Raw genomic sequence first — 14,677 nt, 5'->3', positions numbered from 1 at the left:
CTTTATTAACAAAGTGTTCAAGCTGGATTCTCAACGCTCGGCGGTTTTGGTTGCAAATTTTAGTGCAGTGATTAAGGTGGCTTTATTAAGTGTTGTGGTGCGTTGCTCACCACTTAACACAGCGTTAATATGCTACTGTTAACGAATAGTTTTTTGGGGTATGTAGTCTTTCATTGGCTGTACCTTTCTCCGCATAAATTCTCGCTCTCTAGCACGCTTTGAGTTCTGAAGTTCCTTTGACGTAAATGCCATTTGAAAGCATCGAAAGCGCTAATATGCCATCAACCATCTTCGCTCTCAAAGGTTCGTCGTTGTGGCAATTAACTGTTCGTCACTTCAGTGGGTGGCCTGTTCTCTGTCACTTTGGTTTGGCTACTTGCTTAAAGCTGGTTTCTGGAATGGACAGTGGGTCAGCAGCCAATAAAAACCTGGTTGGTTTGTACTGTTGAGTTCGGTGGTTTGTTTGAGTCTAGAGCGCGCGGAAAGTACTTTATTAACAAAGTGTTCAAGCTGGATTCTCAACGCTCGGCGGTTTTGGTTGCAAATATTAGTGCAGTGATTAAGGTGGGTTTATTAAGTGTCGTGGTGCGTTGCTCACCACTTAACACAGCGTTAGGCTAATAAAGGAGAGGATCAGTTGATATTCGGAGAAATTGAGTCATTTGTATCTTTAATGGAAAGGGTTATTAAGCCTTTCAAAAAGAGTGACAAAACACCTCAGGAACTTTTATCTACTCGTCTAGTTAGCGTTTTTGAAGCTCATGGAGTCCATAGAAATCAAATTCCTAATGTCATCGGGCATGGTTTAACACTCCATGATGTTAGTAGTGACGAACGTCTTCTTGAAAAGCTAAACAACGAAATTCTTGTTTCTACATGTAATCTCTTCGGTATAAACCGAGATTGGTTAGATGGTTCATCAGAAGAGGTTTACTCAACCTACAACTTTTATAAGTACCCGAAGAAATTTAGTGATTTTCTCTCTGGACTAGTAGCAAAATCTGGAAGTGATAACCTTGATGGAGTGTTACTCACTGTCGATAAAGTCGACCGAGGAACAGAGTCTGTCCTCATTCTGCAAGAGACTCTAGGCCATATTAATAATAAGCCTTACTTTCGTTACTACCTTTGTAGTGGTTGGGTATTCTCCTATTGGAAGTCGCGTGGTTATATAGCTGCAAGTGTTGCGATCTGCTGGAAAAATCAGGTTTATGTTCGTGGGTTATATCTAGATGCATCAACGGTCAGCCGTTATGCTAGTGGGGAGTCTCTATTAAACTTTGGTCAAGACGGAATCCATTTTCCTAATGGTGTTCGATGGTATGCGGAAGACCTAGCTGAAGTTCCAGAAGTGTATTTGAAAAATCTTGATCCAGAAGAAAACAAGTTTGGTCTAGATGCCGCATTATCTTTATGGTTTCAACTAAACAATCAAGGTTTCTTAGACACTGGTTACTCGGACGGCACGGCTCTTAAAAAGTTAAGTGATGCTCGTGAAAAATTAGCCTAACAAAGCATTTAAGAGTGATTCGCAACGCTTGGCGTTTTCGCTTCGCTCAAGTATAGCCAAGAGTCGCTCACACCTTAATGCGGCGTTATGTGCCAGGTCGGAAACGGAGAAGTGTTCTATGGAAAAGTGGTTGATAGAAGCTAGTGAAGCACTAGATGAAGCTCTTTTTGCGATTGCTTCTGGCGAAATTCCAAAGGAAAATATGTATCAACTAGCATCAATTTTTTACTCTAAGCGAAATCATATGAATAATGATGCTCTGTTTGAAATGATGAACAACGAAATTGATGAGCAAGTTAAAACAGATTGGTCATTCGATTCTAATTCGAAAAAACAGTACAAGTTTCACTTTGTATCGTCTTATCTATTTTGTTTTGTTGTAGCAGGTAAAATTGATGAGTTCTTCTACGATCAAATCATGGAATACGTGAACGAGAATTTGGACTTGTTCGAAGACTAGTTCAACATAACTCTAGCACATAACAAACTGCTTAAGACGGACTATCAACGCTCGGCGATTTTAGTTCTAGTCTGGTACAGTGTTTATGGTGGTTAGGTTTAGTATGGTGGTCTGCGTTGCTAGCCACTTAGCAGGGCGTTAGTCGCCAGAAAAAGCCAGTAGTCAAAATCATGTTTCTGAGCTAAAAATTTGGCAGCAGTTTGTTTGGTACACAGATTCATCTTCGACGGTCAAAGCTCTGTTTCATCGGTTCTAAATCAATGCATTGCTATTTTCCAAGCGGTTGTTTCGTTCTTTGGTGGTGATAGAGCGGGGCAATCGAAAATCTGTTTTTGGTTGCAACTCCGCTCGGTGAGTTTGTTGGTACAAAAGCCGATTTACTCGCTGAAGTGACTTTTTCTCTGGTGTGGTAAGTTCCACGTGGTTTCAGTGACTTTGTTGAAAGTCCGCACTGTGAGATTGGCTTTCCAAAAGCGCTTTTTGGTGTTGTCAGTCTGTTTTCTGCGGCGTTGTTTGTTCTAAGTGGTTTCATTGAGTAGCCGCTTTGAGACTGCGCCTGACTTAAATGCATCAAAGCACATAAAGTTTGTTGTTGGCAAAATTTAGTTCGGCTTAAAATTGTCGCTCGGTGCCTCGCGACTAACAAACTGCTCAAGAGGGATTCACAACGCGTGGCATTTTTACTATGCGTTGATTTTAGTGATTAAGGTGGTTTGCGGCGGCTTCGGTATTGCGTTGCTCACCCCTTAGCAGGGCGTTAGCTAGTCTTTAAAGAAACTAAGGGCTTAAGTGCTCATGAATACTGAGCTCTAGCTTCACACTTGGTAGTCCCGAGGTGCAAGCTATCTCGCCAGTGGCACTTTTCGAAAAGTGGTTGAATCAACCAAAGTCAGTTTACTGGAGTGGTGCGTTTGTTTAGTTCTTTGGTGTGGTTTCTCTGGTGTTGAAACGTCGCCATATCTAAATCAGTTTCTCGAACTGGGCTGTCAGGCTTGTCTAAAGCATTCTTTGCCAAGCAAGTTTCATCAATTGTGTTTTGTTTTTTGAGCTTTCCAATTTACATGGTCATTTGAATACAATAATGTACTTCAAGTTAGGCACTTGGGTTAAAAAACTCAACCTTCTTCGTAGCAGCTAACAATCTGCTCAAGACGGACTGCCAACGCGGGGCGATTTTAGTCCAAGTCAGGTGTAGTGTTTACGGTGGTTTAGTTGAGTGCGGGGGTCGCGTTGTCAGCCACTTAGCAGGGCGTTAGGTAAAGGAGGCAAATTGGAAGTTCCAAATACACTTTTTGTAGCAATAGGAGCAGTGGTTGCTGCTCTAATTACTAGCGGTGTTTCACTGGTTAATCTAGTGATCTCTAAAGAAAGTAAAGTATCAGAATTCCGACGAGAGTGGGTTTCATCTTTGCAGGATGATATTTCAGAGTTATTGGGTAAAGTAACAAAGCTTAAGTCAAAGTGGAATTGGCATTTAGCTCATAGCCCTGAGGCGGGAAAGTCTTATATCGAAAACTGCTTTGATGATTTAGATGAATTAGAAGCGTTGTCATCAAAGATACAGATCAAACTTGATCCTGAATATCATAAAGAGCTAGTCGAAGCTTTGCTAGAAATTGAGCGTATATTGTCGACTCCTACACTGTTAAACGATGGTGGTGGGGTTACAGGCTCTCAAGAGAAGTTAGTTAGATATGCTAGGGAAACTTCTCATGAAGAATGGCTTAAGATCAAAGAAGGCGAAGTGGCTTATAATCGTACTGTTCAAGCAATGAAGGTTGGGCTTTTTGGTTCAGTTTTGTTCGTATTTTGTGCGTTGTGGCTTTTTACCTAACAAATTGCTCAAGAGTGACGGCTAACCTTTGGCACTTTTGGTTCGGTTTAGTTTGTGATTACGGTGGCTTTGCTTAGGTTTCGTGGCTTAGCCGCACCTTAGCAAGGCGTTATGTTGTTTTACTAGTTGTAGCTTTCTGGCAAGAGTGAACTACCCTTTTTTTCAGCAAGATAGACTAATGCATCAATGACTCGGATTGGTGATAATAGGTTGTCTTTATCACAAGTCTCTAGCTCAAATGTAAGATAAATTTGGTCAGATTCTACTTTTAAAAATAGGTTACCTTGAGGTGGCCTGTCTTGAGCTAAAGCGAACTCACCAATCCCAATAAAATGTGCAAGGTTTAAGTTTGTAGTGGCGTAAATGTCGCACTTTAATTTGTGGGCAAGCGTCAAGAAATCGAGTAACAGGTTAATCTGTTCATCTGAAACGTTATCGAGTGCTTTAGTATGAGGTTCTTTGCAGAAACGTTCTAAATAGCAAAGCATTTCTTCGATATCGTTATTAAATAGCATGGTAGGTAGCCCGTATTGTAAGAAACGCGATTGTACCTTTAGAACAACAACATAACAATCTGCTTAAGACGGACTGCCAACGCTCGGCGAATTTACTTCAAAGTTTGCTCTGTGTTTACGGTGGCTTATTTACGTTTTGTGGTATGTTGTCAGCCACTTAGCAGGGCGTTAATAAGCTACTGTTAACGAATAGTTTTTAGGGTATGTAGTCCTTCATTGGCTGTAACTTTCTCCGCGTAAATTTTCGTTCTCTAGCGCGCTTTGAGCTTTGTAGTTTCTCTGGTGTAAATGCCATTTGAAATCACCGAAAGCGCTAATATGCCAACAACCATCTTAGCTCTCAAAGGTTCATCGTTGTGGCAATTAACTGTTCGTCACTTTAGTGGGTGGCTCGTTCTCTGTCACTTTGGTTTGGCTATTTGCTCAAAGCAGGTTTCTGGAAAGGACTGTGGGTCAGTAGCCAATAAAAATCTGGTTGGTTTGTGGTGTTGAGTTAGGTGGTTTGTTTGGGTCTAGAGCGCGCGGAAAGTACTTTATTAACAAAGTGTTCAAGCTGGATTCTCAACGCTCGGCGGTTTTGGTTGCAAATTCCCGTGCAGTGATTAAGGTGGCTTTATTAAGTGTTGTGGTGCGTTGCTCACCACTTAACACGGCGTTATATCTATTAATTCTTAATTGGTGGAAAAGTGACTATATATCGGAGAGTTAACCTTAAGAACAAACAGAAAATCACGACCGCTTTTCCCATGCTTTCTGATAAGTACTGGGAAGAGTCACCATTGTTTAAAGTTCGCTGCATATCGATATGGGATAGTTGGCTATTCGAGACTAATACACCTAATTTGCTGGGCGATGCGACCGATGAGCAAGAACAGGAATGGGAAAAGATTTTAAATAGGTTTCATTACACTATTCTAGATAGTTATGATGTGTACTTAAAAGCAAACAGGAAAGGGATTTTCAAAGAAATAGTTAATAAGCATAAAGCTTTGGATAGGCTCTCAGGATTTATGTTTGAATTCTTTATACCGGATATCAAGGTTATATATAGTGTCGGTTACGATTTCACAGCTCACGTCTACTTTCAAGACACTCAACTTGCAGACAGTTTTTTCCAACTAATAGAAAACAGTGAGTTAAACTTCCTCAATGAATCATAGATATAACAAACTGCTCAAGACGGACTGTCAACGCTCGGCGAATTTACTTCAAAATTTGTTCTGTGTTTACGGTGGCTTGTTTACGTTTGTGGTATGTTGTCAGCCACTTAGCAGGGCGTTATACATCCGAGTACCCCACGTTTAGTAGACACTTTACTAAGTTAGACCTAGGGTCTAATTGAGAGGTGATTTATGGCTAAACATCGTAATCCAGCGTACACCGAAGAGTTCCGTAAAGAAGCAGTTCGCTTGGCCAGTCTTCCTGGCCGAACAGCAGTCTCCGTTGCCAAGGAGCTGGGCATCAGTGCCCAGCAGATCCGGAACTGGAAGCGCCAGTTCACACGCCTATCTGATAAACAGTTTAACACCTTAGACGGTGTCGATTACTCGAAGAAAGAGTCCGAAGAGCTTCGAGCGCTAAGGCGCGAGAACAAGCGACTCAAAGATGAAATGGAATTCCTAAAAAAGGTCTCGGCGTACTTCGCGAAGCAGCAAGAGTGAAGTACGAGTTCATTGAAAGCTATGTCGGTGAGTATTCCATTAGCTTAATGTGCCGCACCTTAGAAGTGAGTCGAGGCGGCTACTATAAGTGGTGCCATCATACGCCGAGTGAGCGTTCAAAGCGGCGAGAGCGCTTTGAACAGCTCGTCATGTGTACCTTTGCCCAATATCGGGCACGCTACGGTTCAGTGCGAATAGCAGAAGAGCTAAACGAAGCAGGCTATGCCTGCTGCGTGAATTATGTGGCTGATATCATGAAAGAAAAAGGTATCAAGGCACGAAATGGCAAAGGGTTTAAATACAGCAAGGATGTGGCTGCTATGACGAATGTTGCCGACAATTTACTGCGTCGAGACTTTGAGTCCGAGACACCAAATCAGAAGTGGGTCACGGACATCACGTATATCTGGGTGAAGAGCCGTTGGCTTTTCTTAGCGACAGTGATGGACTTACATTCAAGGCGTATCGTAGGTTGGTCGCTAGGTACAACGATGACCGTCGAACTCATCACCAATGCCCTAAAAATGGCGTTTGAGTCACGTAAGCCGCCTAAGGGCGTCATTATCCACTCGGACCGTGGTGTACAATACAGAGCATATAAATATCAAGACTTCATGCGCAAGCATGGAGGTGTACCGAGCATGAGTCGACAGGGTAACTGTTGGGATAATGCGGTGATGGAGTCGTTCTACAGTCGACTGAAAGTCGAGCTGATATACGCAGAAGACTACCAAACTGTCGAAGAAGCCCGAATGGGCATCTTCGAATACATCGAGGTATTTTACAATCGCAGAAGAAGACACTCAGCGTTGGGGCATGTCAGCCCGGTTGAGTACGAAAGTAAGTAGTTATGTACTGTCTACTTTTTGTGGGGTACACCAATGCTTTCAAGTTTCAAACAATAAAAGGACTTAAAAATGATTCTAAATCACGTCTCAGTTGGTGCTTCTGATGTGGTAAAAGCAGTTGGTTTTTATGACTCAGTTCTTTCTACGTTGTCTATCAAGCGTGCTCACTATATAGAAAATGTCGCAGCGGCTTATGGTGAAAGCTTTGAATTTTGGGTCGGAAGTCCTTGTGAAGGAAAAGCTACATCAAGTAATGGTGCTCATGTTGCTTTCAATGCGCCGTCAAAAGAAGCTGTTGATCAGTTCTATGCTACAGCCATCGAATTGGGTGGTTCATGTGCAGGCAAGCCAGGCTTAAGACCAGAATATGGTGAAACTTATTATGCAGCGTTTGTACGTGACTTAGACGGAAACAAAATCGAAGCAGTTTCAATGTAGCTTCGAGTACGCATATAACAAGCAATTTAAGAGGGATTCACAACGCTTGGCACTTTTGCTTCTACTTCAGTTTTAGTGTCTATGGCACAATGCTTTAGGTTTGGGTGGAGGCGTTGTTCACCCCTTAATTGGGCGTTATAACACAGAATCAGCTTCTTGCTCAAAAGGATTAGTTGAACTATTATTTGTACGTTATTTTGTACTAATGGGAGTTCAATATGAGTCGTATTCATTTCGATCAAGATATTCAGCCTTTGTCTGAGTTTCGTGCCGGTGTAGCTTCATACATCAAACAAATCAATGAGACTCGTCGTCCATTGGTTATTACGCAACGTGGCAGAGGTGTTGCTGTTGTTCTCGATGTTGCTGAGTATGAAGCAATGCAAGAGAAAATCGAATTACTGGAAGAAATGCGCACAGCAGAAGCTCAGTTAGCTTCTGGTCTCGGTGTTTCCAATGATGATGCGCGTGCTCAAGTACTTGGGCGCATTAAGAAATGAAAGTAGTCTGGTCTCCATTAGCACTTCAGAAACTAGGTGATGCAGCGGAGTTTATTTCTTTGGATAATCCACCTGCGGCAGAGAAGTGGGTAAACGAAGTTTTTGATAAAACTGAACTCCTTGGAAGTATGCCTGAAATGGGGCGGTTTGTTCCTGAAATGCCCCATACGAATTATCGTGAAATCATCTTTGGTCACTATCGTATTATCTACAGTTTAAGTCACGAAATCCGCGTACTAACAGTTCGTAATTGTCGTCAAATTTTATCGGAAGATGACGTGTAAAACTGTGTTATAACAAACTGCTTAAGACGGACTGCCAACGCTCGGCGAATTCACTTCAAAGTTTGTTCTGTGTTTACGGCGGCTTGTTTACGTTTTGTGTTATGTTGTCAGCCACTTAGCAGGGCGTTAAATGGCTAAATTGATTATGTCACTCAAAGGAGAGTAATGAGTATGTTTATTAGAAAACTATTTTCTAATGATCTATTAGTGGAATTGAGTGAAAGGAAAATAGTCATTCAAACGATTGGAAATGGACCAAAATTAGAGTACGAGCCATATTTGGCAGTAGAAACATTAGGTAAAAAAAGTTTGATTAAAAGTGTTGGTTCAGAGGCTAAGTTACACTCCGGAACAGGTATTCAGGTCATTAACCCATTTTCGCATCCACGTTCTTTTATTGCTGACTTTTATGTTGCTGAAAAATTGATACAGCATGGTGTGCGTGAGGTGTTGAAATCGAAATTTTTCAAGCTTTCACCTCGAATCATAATGCACCAATTAGAAAAAGTTGAAGGTGGCTTAACAAACGTTGAGGAAAGAGTTTTAAGAGAACTTGCCCTGAGCGGTGGTGCACGAGAGGTTATCACTTACGTCGGGAAACAGTTAGATCCTAACACAATTACTTTTGAAGGCGTGAAGAGAAAAATAGCCATTTAACAAGGCGTTGAAGGCGGATTCACAACGCTCGGTGATTTCAGTTCATGTTAGTTTAAGTGTTTAAGGTGCAATGGTTTAGGATTTATGCTTGGCGTTGCTCACCACTTAACGCGGCGTTATAACACAGAATCAACTTCTTGCTCAAAAGGATTAGTTGAACTATTATTTGTACGTTATTTTGTACTAATGGGAGTTCAATATGAGTCGTATTCATTTCGATCAAGATATTCAGCCTTTGTCTGAGTTTCGTGCCGGTGTAGCTTCATACATCAAACAAATCAATGAGACTCGTCGTCCATTGGTTATTACGCAACGTGGCAAAGGTGTTGCTGTTGTTCTCGATGTTGCTGAGTATGAAGCAATGCAAGAGAAAATCGAATTACTGGAAGAAATGCGCACAGCAGAAGCTCAGTTAGCTTCTGGTCTCGGTGTTTCCAATGATGATGCGCGTGCTCAAGTACTTGGGCGCATTAAGAAATGAAAGTAGCCTGGTCTCCATTAGCACTTCAGAAACTAGGTGATGCAGCGGAGTTTATTTCTTTGGATAATCCACCTGCGGCAGAGAAGTGGGTAAACGAAGTTTTTGATAAAACTGAACTCCTTGGAAGTATGCCTGAAATGGGGCGGTTTGTTCCTGAAATGCCCCATACGAATTATCGTGAAATCATCTTTGGTCACTATCGTATTATCTACAGTTTAAGTCACGAAATCCGCGTACTAACAGTTCGTAATTGTCGTCAAATTTTATCGGAAGATGACGTGTAAAACTGTGTTATAACAAACTGCTTAAGACGGACTGCCAACGCGCGGCGAATTCACTTCAAAGTTTGTTCTGTGTTTACGGCGGCTTGTTTACGTTTTGTGTTATGTTGTCAGCCACTTAGCAGGGCGTTATGTTTTTAAGGAGAGCTATGAATATCGCAATAGAAGATAGCGAGCTTACTTTTAAAGCGAGTATATTGATTCTCGAAGAGCTCTTGCATTTAGGGTGCGATAACTTCTCAGTTCAACTGAACATATCATATGATGGAAGTGGCTCTAACCGACAAAAACAGTTTAAAACTGACGTTGTTGACTACTCTCTCGGTAGCTTTACCAAGGAAGTATTTTTCTTTAGTCATAAGACTTGCAAGTTTAGTGAAACATCGGAACATTATGCTTTTAATCGAGACGCCATTCCTATTATTTCAAGAGCAATGGGAAGAGGCCTCATGTGCTTTAAGGCAGATTTAGAGTGGGGAATTAGTGAATGGCAGTTTTATTCGGGTAGTGTCTTACTTGCGGGTGCGAATGTTAAGGATGACTACTTTTTTATTTCTGGAGTTGAACAAAGGTTTGTAGACTTACTTGCCAATGTAAATATTCCAATTGTAATACAAACATAACAAGGCGTTTAAGACAGATTCGCAACGCTCGGCATTCTCAGTTCAAGTCGATTTTTGTGGTTACGGTGCAATGATTTAGGTTAGGTGGTAGCGTTGCTCACTACTTAACGCGGCGTTAATAAGCTACTGTTAACGAATAGTTTTTTGGGGTATGTAGTCTTTCATTGGCTGTACCTTTCTCCGCACAAATTCTCGTTCTCTAGCACGCTTTGAGTTCTGAAGTTCCTTTGACGTAAATGCCATTTGAAAGCATCGAAAGCGCTAATATGCCATCAACCATCTTCGCTCTCAAAGGTTCGTCGTTGTGGCAATTAACTGTCCGTCACTTCAGTGGGTGGCCCGTTCTCTGCCACACTGTTTTTCTACCCGCTGAAACAGGTTTTCAGGAAATATCGGTGGGTCAGTAGCCAATAAAAATCTGGTTGGTTTGTACTGTTGAGTTCGGTGGGTTGTTTGGGTCTAGAGCGCGCGGAAAGTACTTTATTAACAAAGTGTTCAAGCTGGATTCTCAACGCTCGGTGGTTTTGGTTGCAAATTTTAGTGCAGTGATTAAGGTGGCTTTATTAAGTGTTGTGGAGCGTTGCTCACCACTTAACACAGCGTTAAATTCTTGAGGGTTTATGAGAGCATTTCGAAATGTATCAAAAGGGGTGCAGGGTAGCCTCAAATCACTTTATTCCGCTCTAGACAATAAAACGAACGAGAGCATTGAAGATTGGCAATGTGTTGCAATCACTGTGTTCGATCATTGGTTAACACGAGAAGAGTTTGAGCAATATTTTACTAATCGTTCGTTAGACCAACAAGCCGATATCGACCTGCGTTGGCATTTGTTTCATCGTCTTCTAGCGGAAGACGTTTCGTGTTACCAGTACAAATATAGATCTGTTAGTCGGTTGATATTTAAGGAGCCAAGAAACAGTTCTTTGTTTGTCCGCCGTTTATCTAGGTTTTCAGTTACGGATGCTGATGCTTTGCAGCTCGTAATTCCAGAATATCGGGCTGTTTTCGTACAAGGTTATGACGATACATGTTCTCTTTACTTTGAGTGTCGAGAGTCTGTAAAGCCTCTACTCCATGAAATTAGAAAGTTGGGCATGTATACGTTAGAACGAACTTAGTATCAAGTTTGAAGTGCGACACTTTCTACAGATGCGCATGAATATACTCCGTTGGTGTCTTATACCCAAGTCTTTTGCGTGGGCGCGTATTTAATTTGTGTGCAATTTCATTGCAGAACTTTTGTGTCACGTGTGACATGGAAGTTCGTTTTGGTAAGTATTGTCGTATCAAGCCATTGGTATTTTCATTAGTGCCTCGTTCCCATGAATGGTATGGGTTTGCAAAGTAAAACAAACAGTTATGGAACCTTTCTAACTGTGCGTATTGGTGAAATTCAGTCCCGTTATCTGCCGTGATTGTTTTAAATGGTAAATCGGACCGACTCATTATTTTGCTTATTCTCACGTTCAGTGACTTAGTTGTACGATCGTCCATTTGACCAATAAAAGTGTAGCCAGTCATTCTGTCGACCAAAGTTACAATACAATGCTTAGTCCCACGCCCCACAACGGTATCAATTTCCCAATGCCCAGGCTCTTTTCTCAGCTCGGCTTCAACAGGTCTCTCGGTGATATGCCACTTATCTGCAAGTCGTCCTCGACTGTCTTTTGAGTTGTAGCGCTTACGCCTCTTTTTAGTTGATTGACGTAAGTGTTTCCACAAGATTCCGCCTTCGGTTTTGTCATTCCAGACGTACTGATAAATGAGCTCATGACTCATCGTTGGGTCGCCTCTTAACCTTAAGTAGCCAACAATTTGGTCTGGGCTCCAGTCCAGTTTCAGCAGGGCTTCAATCAGTCTAAAGTCGGTTTTACAATAGCGTTTATTTCGCCTTGAACGGCTCAGTCTATTCCGCGCTTTTTGTTGTGCGTAAGCCGGTTGGTAAGACGGGTTTGGTCGGTATGCGTTGTATCGCGAATTCCGTTGGAATTGACGATAGATAGTACATCTGTGACGGCCTAGTTGTGTCGCAATTTTATCGACACTAATTCCTTGCTTTCTCAGCGTAGAAATCATATACCTTTCTATCTCAGTGAGGTGCGTGTATTTCATAGTTTTTCACTTCTTGGCGGGAGCAAAATTCATGATTATCGCATCTCACTGTTTTTATGTTCACAGGTGTCGCACTTCGTACTTGAATCCAAGCAAGTTAACAATCTGTTTAAGAGTGATTCGCAACGCTTGGCAGTTTCGCTTTGCTCAAGTATAGCCAAGCGCCGCTCACACCTTAATGCGGCGTTAGGTACTAAATCTAGTTAGGAGGTCATATGTCAATTAGCGATATACTTAAATCGAGTGAAACGCTATCGAACTCAATAGTTAAGTTGTATAGGATTGGTGGTTTTGCTCTTGCTTTTGGTTTTACTGGTATCTTCCTTATTGTTTTTAGCAGTTTCACCAAAACGTTACCTGAGCTTACGTTTGGTCTTGGTACTATACTGACACTTGTTTGCTTATTCTTCTTTTTATACGTAAATGTTACGAAGACTCGGAATGCAGCTCAGACCTTAGCTGATAATAAAGAAGCAATCGAGGCTGTACAGAATATGTCCATGCAACTGAGTGAGATTACAGCAGACGCTCAGGCATTGAGTTTTAAGTATCTCGATAAGATAGATATAGCCTTGGACAAGGTAAGGCAGATTCCATTTGTCGGCGAAAAGCTAAATATGCTCGGTATTAACCAAGAAGAATCAGCTTCAAAAGCTCTGGTGGAATACAAGATAGAGCTTGAAAACTTAATCACTGAAACAAAAACTGCTCTTATTTCTGGTGATGCACAAACCCTCAACAGATACTCAGAGCAGTTGCATCTTGTTTCTAACAAATTAAAAAATGAGCTCAAGCGATAAGTACCTAACAAAGCAATTAAGACGGACTAAAAACGCGTGCCGGACTCGCTTTTAGCCACTTATTGCGGCGTTAGCTAAATAAAAGGGAGTTAATATCAATGAATAAGGCTTATCTTCTACTACTTTTTCCTATTCTAGGGGAAGCATCAGAGAGTTTGCCTGCTCAATTGTATGATGAGTTAGAGCAAACAATCAATGGCTGTGTGGGGGCTGTAGAGGAAAAAATCTGTGTCAGTTCTATAGATCAAAGAAACGAAGAAATTTTGGTTTATTTAAGATCTCAAGTTTATCAAGAAGTGGAATTTGAAAAGAAACAAGCCGTAAATACGATAGCTCCAGATGCCAATAGGATATATGCGTCTTTTGACAGGCGTACATTGGATTTCACTCATGGCGATCTTTATCCCATAACTCTAAGCAGTAGTACACTTACCCAGATTAAAGACAAAGCTGTCGTTATTATTAGTTATGAATTTAGTGACAGAAGCGTTAGCGCCATACACGATAATAACGATTCTCTGTACATAGATTTTGAAAATAGACTAGACGTATACAATATGTTGCAAACCCATCGGCAGCGAATGGGATCTAAAAAACGTTCGTATTTCGATTCTAACTATATTGAGGACTACTATACGTTAATTGGTGAGATTAATGTCAAGAGTACATATAAAGTGCTAAGTGCTCCAGCTGTAAAAAACTTCGATACCGGAGAAATTACTGTAACTGGCAAAAAAAGTTACAAAGGTAAGCAAGTTACGCATGTTTCAACCGTTGGTTATGAAGTCTCTTACTTTAATTTAGACTAATGCTTACCGAATTGAGCTAACAATCTGCTTAAGACGGACTGCCAACGCTCGGCGATTTTACTTCAAAGTTTGCTTTGTGATTACAGTGGCTTGTTTACATTTTGTGGTATGTTGTCAGCCACTTAGCAGGGCGTTATAACCTTTGAGGAAAAAATGGAACTTAGAGCATTTGAAAAGGAAGACTACGAGTTACTTATTAGTTGGATTGACTCGGATAAATTGAACTACCTATGGGGTGGCCCAAAGTTCGAGTTTCCTTTGAATTCCGAACAAATTAACCACCATTGCTCTCAGCCTGGAGTGTTTCCTTTTATTTTTGTCGTTTCAGGGGCAAGTGCAGGTTATGTTGAACTCTTCAAAGTAGCCGAGTCCCATTTCCGAATCTGTCGAGTATTTGTATCAAATGACTTTCGAGGTCAGGGGATCTCTAAGCAAATGCTAGGTCTGTTAATCGAGCTAGCAAGAGAAAAGTACACAACTAGTGTCTTGTCCCTTGCGGTATTTGAGCAAAATACAGTGGCTAGAAACTGTTATGAGTCATTGGGGTTTTCTATCACCTCGTATGAAGTTGGTACTAGGTCATTTGAAGGTGAAGAATGGGATCTCCTGCACATGGAAAAACGGTTATAACAAACGACTATGGCGTCAATAATTAATTTTTGGCTGTGTTCTCATCCCACATGACGCCATCTCTCAACATCGTATTTAAGATCACAAACATCTTTCGGACACAGGCAATGATGGCTACTTTTTTGGGTTTACCTGCATTGACGAGTCGTGTGTAAGTCGCCTTAAAAATTGCGTTGCACTGCATGGCAGACATCATGGCCATATACAAAACCGTTCTTACTTGGGCTCTGC

The 14,677-nt window shown here is 41.4% G+C and carries 21 protein-coding genes and 1 pseudogene; 18 read left to right on the top strand and 4 right to left on the bottom strand.

Features of this window, described 5'->3' with window-relative positions; all coding sequences use genetic code 11:
* Window positions 1-405 precede the first annotated feature (405 nt).
* The 3 genes from ZX61_RS09105 (at window position 406) to ZX61_RS09095 (ending at window position 1,970) form a co-directional block, all read left to right on the top strand.
* Window positions 406-621 (top strand): hypothetical protein, encoded by a 216-nt coding sequence (locus ZX61_RS09105; protein ID WP_200904231.1) that lies wholly within the window; start codon window positions 406-408, stop codon window positions 619-621.
* Between the two features lie 16 nt (window positions 622-637).
* The gene (locus ZX61_RS09100; protein WP_049844333.1) at window positions 638-1,510 is read left to right on the top strand and encodes a hypothetical protein; all 873 of its coding nucleotides are present in this window, start codon (window positions 638-640) and stop codon (window positions 1,508-1,510) included.
* A gap of 118 nt (window positions 1,511-1,628) precedes the next feature.
* Window positions 1,629-1,970, top strand: a complete 342-nt coding sequence (locus ZX61_RS09095; RefSeq protein ID WP_049844332.1) for a hypothetical protein — start codon at window positions 1,629-1,631, stop codon at window positions 1,968-1,970.
* 268 nt (window positions 1,971-2,238) lie between these two features.
* On the opposite strand, the gene ZX61_RS24705 is transcribed toward ZX61_RS09095, so the two are convergent.
* Window positions 2,239-2,502 (bottom strand): hypothetical protein, encoded by a 264-nt coding sequence (locus ZX61_RS24705; RefSeq protein ID WP_049844336.1) that lies wholly within the window; start codon window positions 2,500-2,502, stop codon window positions 2,239-2,241.
* Window positions 2,503-3,240: 738 nt separating this feature from the next.
* On the opposite strand from ZX61_RS24705, the gene ZX61_RS09085 reads away from it, so the two are divergent.
* Window positions 3,241-3,804 carry a hypothetical protein gene (locus tag ZX61_RS09085; protein ID WP_049844331.1) on the top strand — a complete coding sequence of 188 codons (564 nt, stop codon included), beginning with the start codon at window positions 3,241-3,243 and terminating at the stop codon, window positions 3,802-3,804.
* A 122-nt stretch (window positions 3,805-3,926) separates the two neighbouring features.
* Here the strand turns inward: ZX61_RS09085 and ZX61_RS09080 are convergent, their stop codons facing one another.
* Entirely contained in the window at window positions 3,927-4,319 is a 393-nt protein-coding gene (locus tag ZX61_RS09080) for a hypothetical protein (RefSeq protein ID WP_049844330.1), read from the bottom strand.
* A gap of 746 nt (window positions 4,320-5,065) precedes the next feature.
* Here ZX61_RS09080 and ZX61_RS09075 point away from each other — a divergent pair.
* From ZX61_RS09075 to ZX61_RS09020, 11 genes are all read left to right on the top strand, one after another.
* Window positions 5,066-5,479 carry a hypothetical protein gene (locus ZX61_RS09075; protein WP_150114982.1) on the top strand — a complete coding sequence of 138 codons (414 nt, stop codon included), beginning with the start codon at window positions 5,066-5,068 and terminating at the stop codon, window positions 5,477-5,479.
* A 192-nt stretch (window positions 5,480-5,671) separates the two neighbouring features.
* On the top strand, window positions 5,672-5,980 hold the full coding sequence (locus tag ZX61_RS09070) for a transposase (RefSeq protein ID WP_004413754.1): 309 nt from the start codon (window positions 5,672-5,674) through the stop codon (window positions 5,978-5,980).
* A complete protein-coding gene (locus ZX61_RS24045) occupies window positions 5,977-6,828 on the top strand; it encodes an IS3 family transposase (protein ID WP_049844328.1) in 852 nt (283 codons plus the stop codon). Before ZX61_RS09070 ends, ZX61_RS24045 begins: the two co-directional genes overlap by 4 nt.
* 69 nt (window positions 6,829-6,897) lie before the next feature.
* Window positions 6,898-7,266, top strand: coding sequence for a VOC family protein (locus ZX61_RS09060; protein ID WP_049844327.1), 369 nt, complete (start codon window positions 6,898-6,900; stop codon window positions 7,264-7,266).
* A 218-nt stretch (window positions 7,267-7,484) separates the two neighbouring features.
* On the top strand, window positions 7,485-7,766 hold the full coding sequence (locus tag ZX61_RS09055) for a type II toxin-antitoxin system Phd/YefM family antitoxin (protein ID WP_049844326.1): 282 nt from the start codon (window positions 7,485-7,487) through the stop codon (window positions 7,764-7,766).
* Complete coding sequence (locus ZX61_RS09050; RefSeq protein WP_015296903.1) at window positions 7,763-8,050, top strand: type II toxin-antitoxin system RelE/ParE family toxin; 288 nt, start codon at window positions 7,763-7,765, stop codon at window positions 8,048-8,050. Before ZX61_RS09055 ends, ZX61_RS09050 begins: the two co-directional genes overlap by 4 nt.
* Before the next feature lie 165 nt (window positions 8,051-8,215).
* Complete coding sequence (locus tag ZX61_RS09045) at window positions 8,216-8,707, top strand: rod shape-determining protein (protein WP_235431319.1); 492 nt, start codon at window positions 8,216-8,218, stop codon at window positions 8,705-8,707.
* A 199-nt stretch (window positions 8,708-8,906) separates the two neighbouring features.
* On the top strand, window positions 8,907-9,188 hold the full coding sequence (locus tag ZX61_RS09040; RefSeq protein WP_000086647.1) for a type II toxin-antitoxin system Phd/YefM family antitoxin: 282 nt from the start codon (window positions 8,907-8,909) through the stop codon (window positions 9,186-9,188).
* Entirely contained in the window at window positions 9,185-9,472 is a 288-nt protein-coding gene (locus ZX61_RS09035) for a type II toxin-antitoxin system RelE/ParE family toxin (protein WP_049844325.1), read from the top strand. The genes ZX61_RS09040 and ZX61_RS09035 overlap by 4 nt, the downstream gene beginning before the upstream one ends.
* 146 nt (window positions 9,473-9,618) lie before the next feature.
* Window positions 9,619-10,092 carry a hypothetical protein gene (locus ZX61_RS24235; protein ID WP_049844324.1) on the top strand — a complete coding sequence of 158 codons (474 nt, stop codon included), beginning with the start codon at window positions 9,619-9,621 and terminating at the stop codon, window positions 10,090-10,092.
* A gap of 620 nt (window positions 10,093-10,712) precedes the next feature.
* Complete coding sequence (locus ZX61_RS09020; RefSeq protein WP_049844322.1) at window positions 10,713-11,213, top strand: hypothetical protein; 501 nt, start codon at window positions 10,713-10,715, stop codon at window positions 11,211-11,213.
* Between the two features lie 25 nt (window positions 11,214-11,238).
* Here ZX61_RS09020 and ZX61_RS09015 read toward each other — a convergent pair whose 3' ends face one another.
* Window positions 11,239-12,207 carry an IS30 family transposase gene (locus ZX61_RS09015; RefSeq protein WP_082173444.1) on the bottom strand — a complete coding sequence of 323 codons (969 nt, stop codon included), beginning with the start codon at window positions 12,205-12,207 and terminating at the stop codon, window positions 11,239-11,241.
* 215 nt (window positions 12,208-12,422) lie between these two features.
* Between ZX61_RS09015 and ZX61_RS09010 the strand changes: the two genes are divergently transcribed.
* From ZX61_RS09010 to ZX61_RS09000, 3 genes are all read left to right on the top strand, one after another.
* Window positions 12,423-13,007 carry a hypothetical protein gene (locus ZX61_RS09010; protein WP_049844321.1) on the top strand — a complete coding sequence of 195 codons (585 nt, stop codon included), beginning with the start codon at window positions 12,423-12,425 and terminating at the stop codon, window positions 13,005-13,007.
* A 98-nt stretch (window positions 13,008-13,105) separates the two neighbouring features.
* Window positions 13,106-13,816 carry a hypothetical protein gene (locus ZX61_RS09005; protein WP_049844320.1) on the top strand — a complete coding sequence of 237 codons (711 nt, stop codon included), beginning with the start codon at window positions 13,106-13,108 and terminating at the stop codon, window positions 13,814-13,816.
* A gap of 153 nt (window positions 13,817-13,969) precedes the next feature.
* The gene (locus ZX61_RS09000) at window positions 13,970-14,446 is read left to right on the top strand and encodes a GNAT family N-acetyltransferase (RefSeq protein ID WP_049844319.1); all 477 of its coding nucleotides are present in this window, start codon (window positions 13,970-13,972) and stop codon (window positions 14,444-14,446) included.
* Between the two features lie 22 nt (window positions 14,447-14,468).
* Here ZX61_RS09000 and ZX61_RS08995 read toward each other — a convergent pair.
* Window positions 14,469-14,677 (bottom strand): annotated as a pseudogene (locus tag ZX61_RS08995) (IS110 family transposase); the annotation flags it as partial.

Origin of the sequence: Vibrio sp. VPAP30 (assembly GCF_001188205.1) — a bacterium.
GTDB lineage: Bacteria > Pseudomonadota > Gammaproteobacteria > Enterobacterales > Vibrionaceae > Vibrio > Vibrio bivalvicida.
Note: the sequence above shows the minus strand (reverse complement) of the source record. Positions and strands in the feature narration are given on the sequence as shown.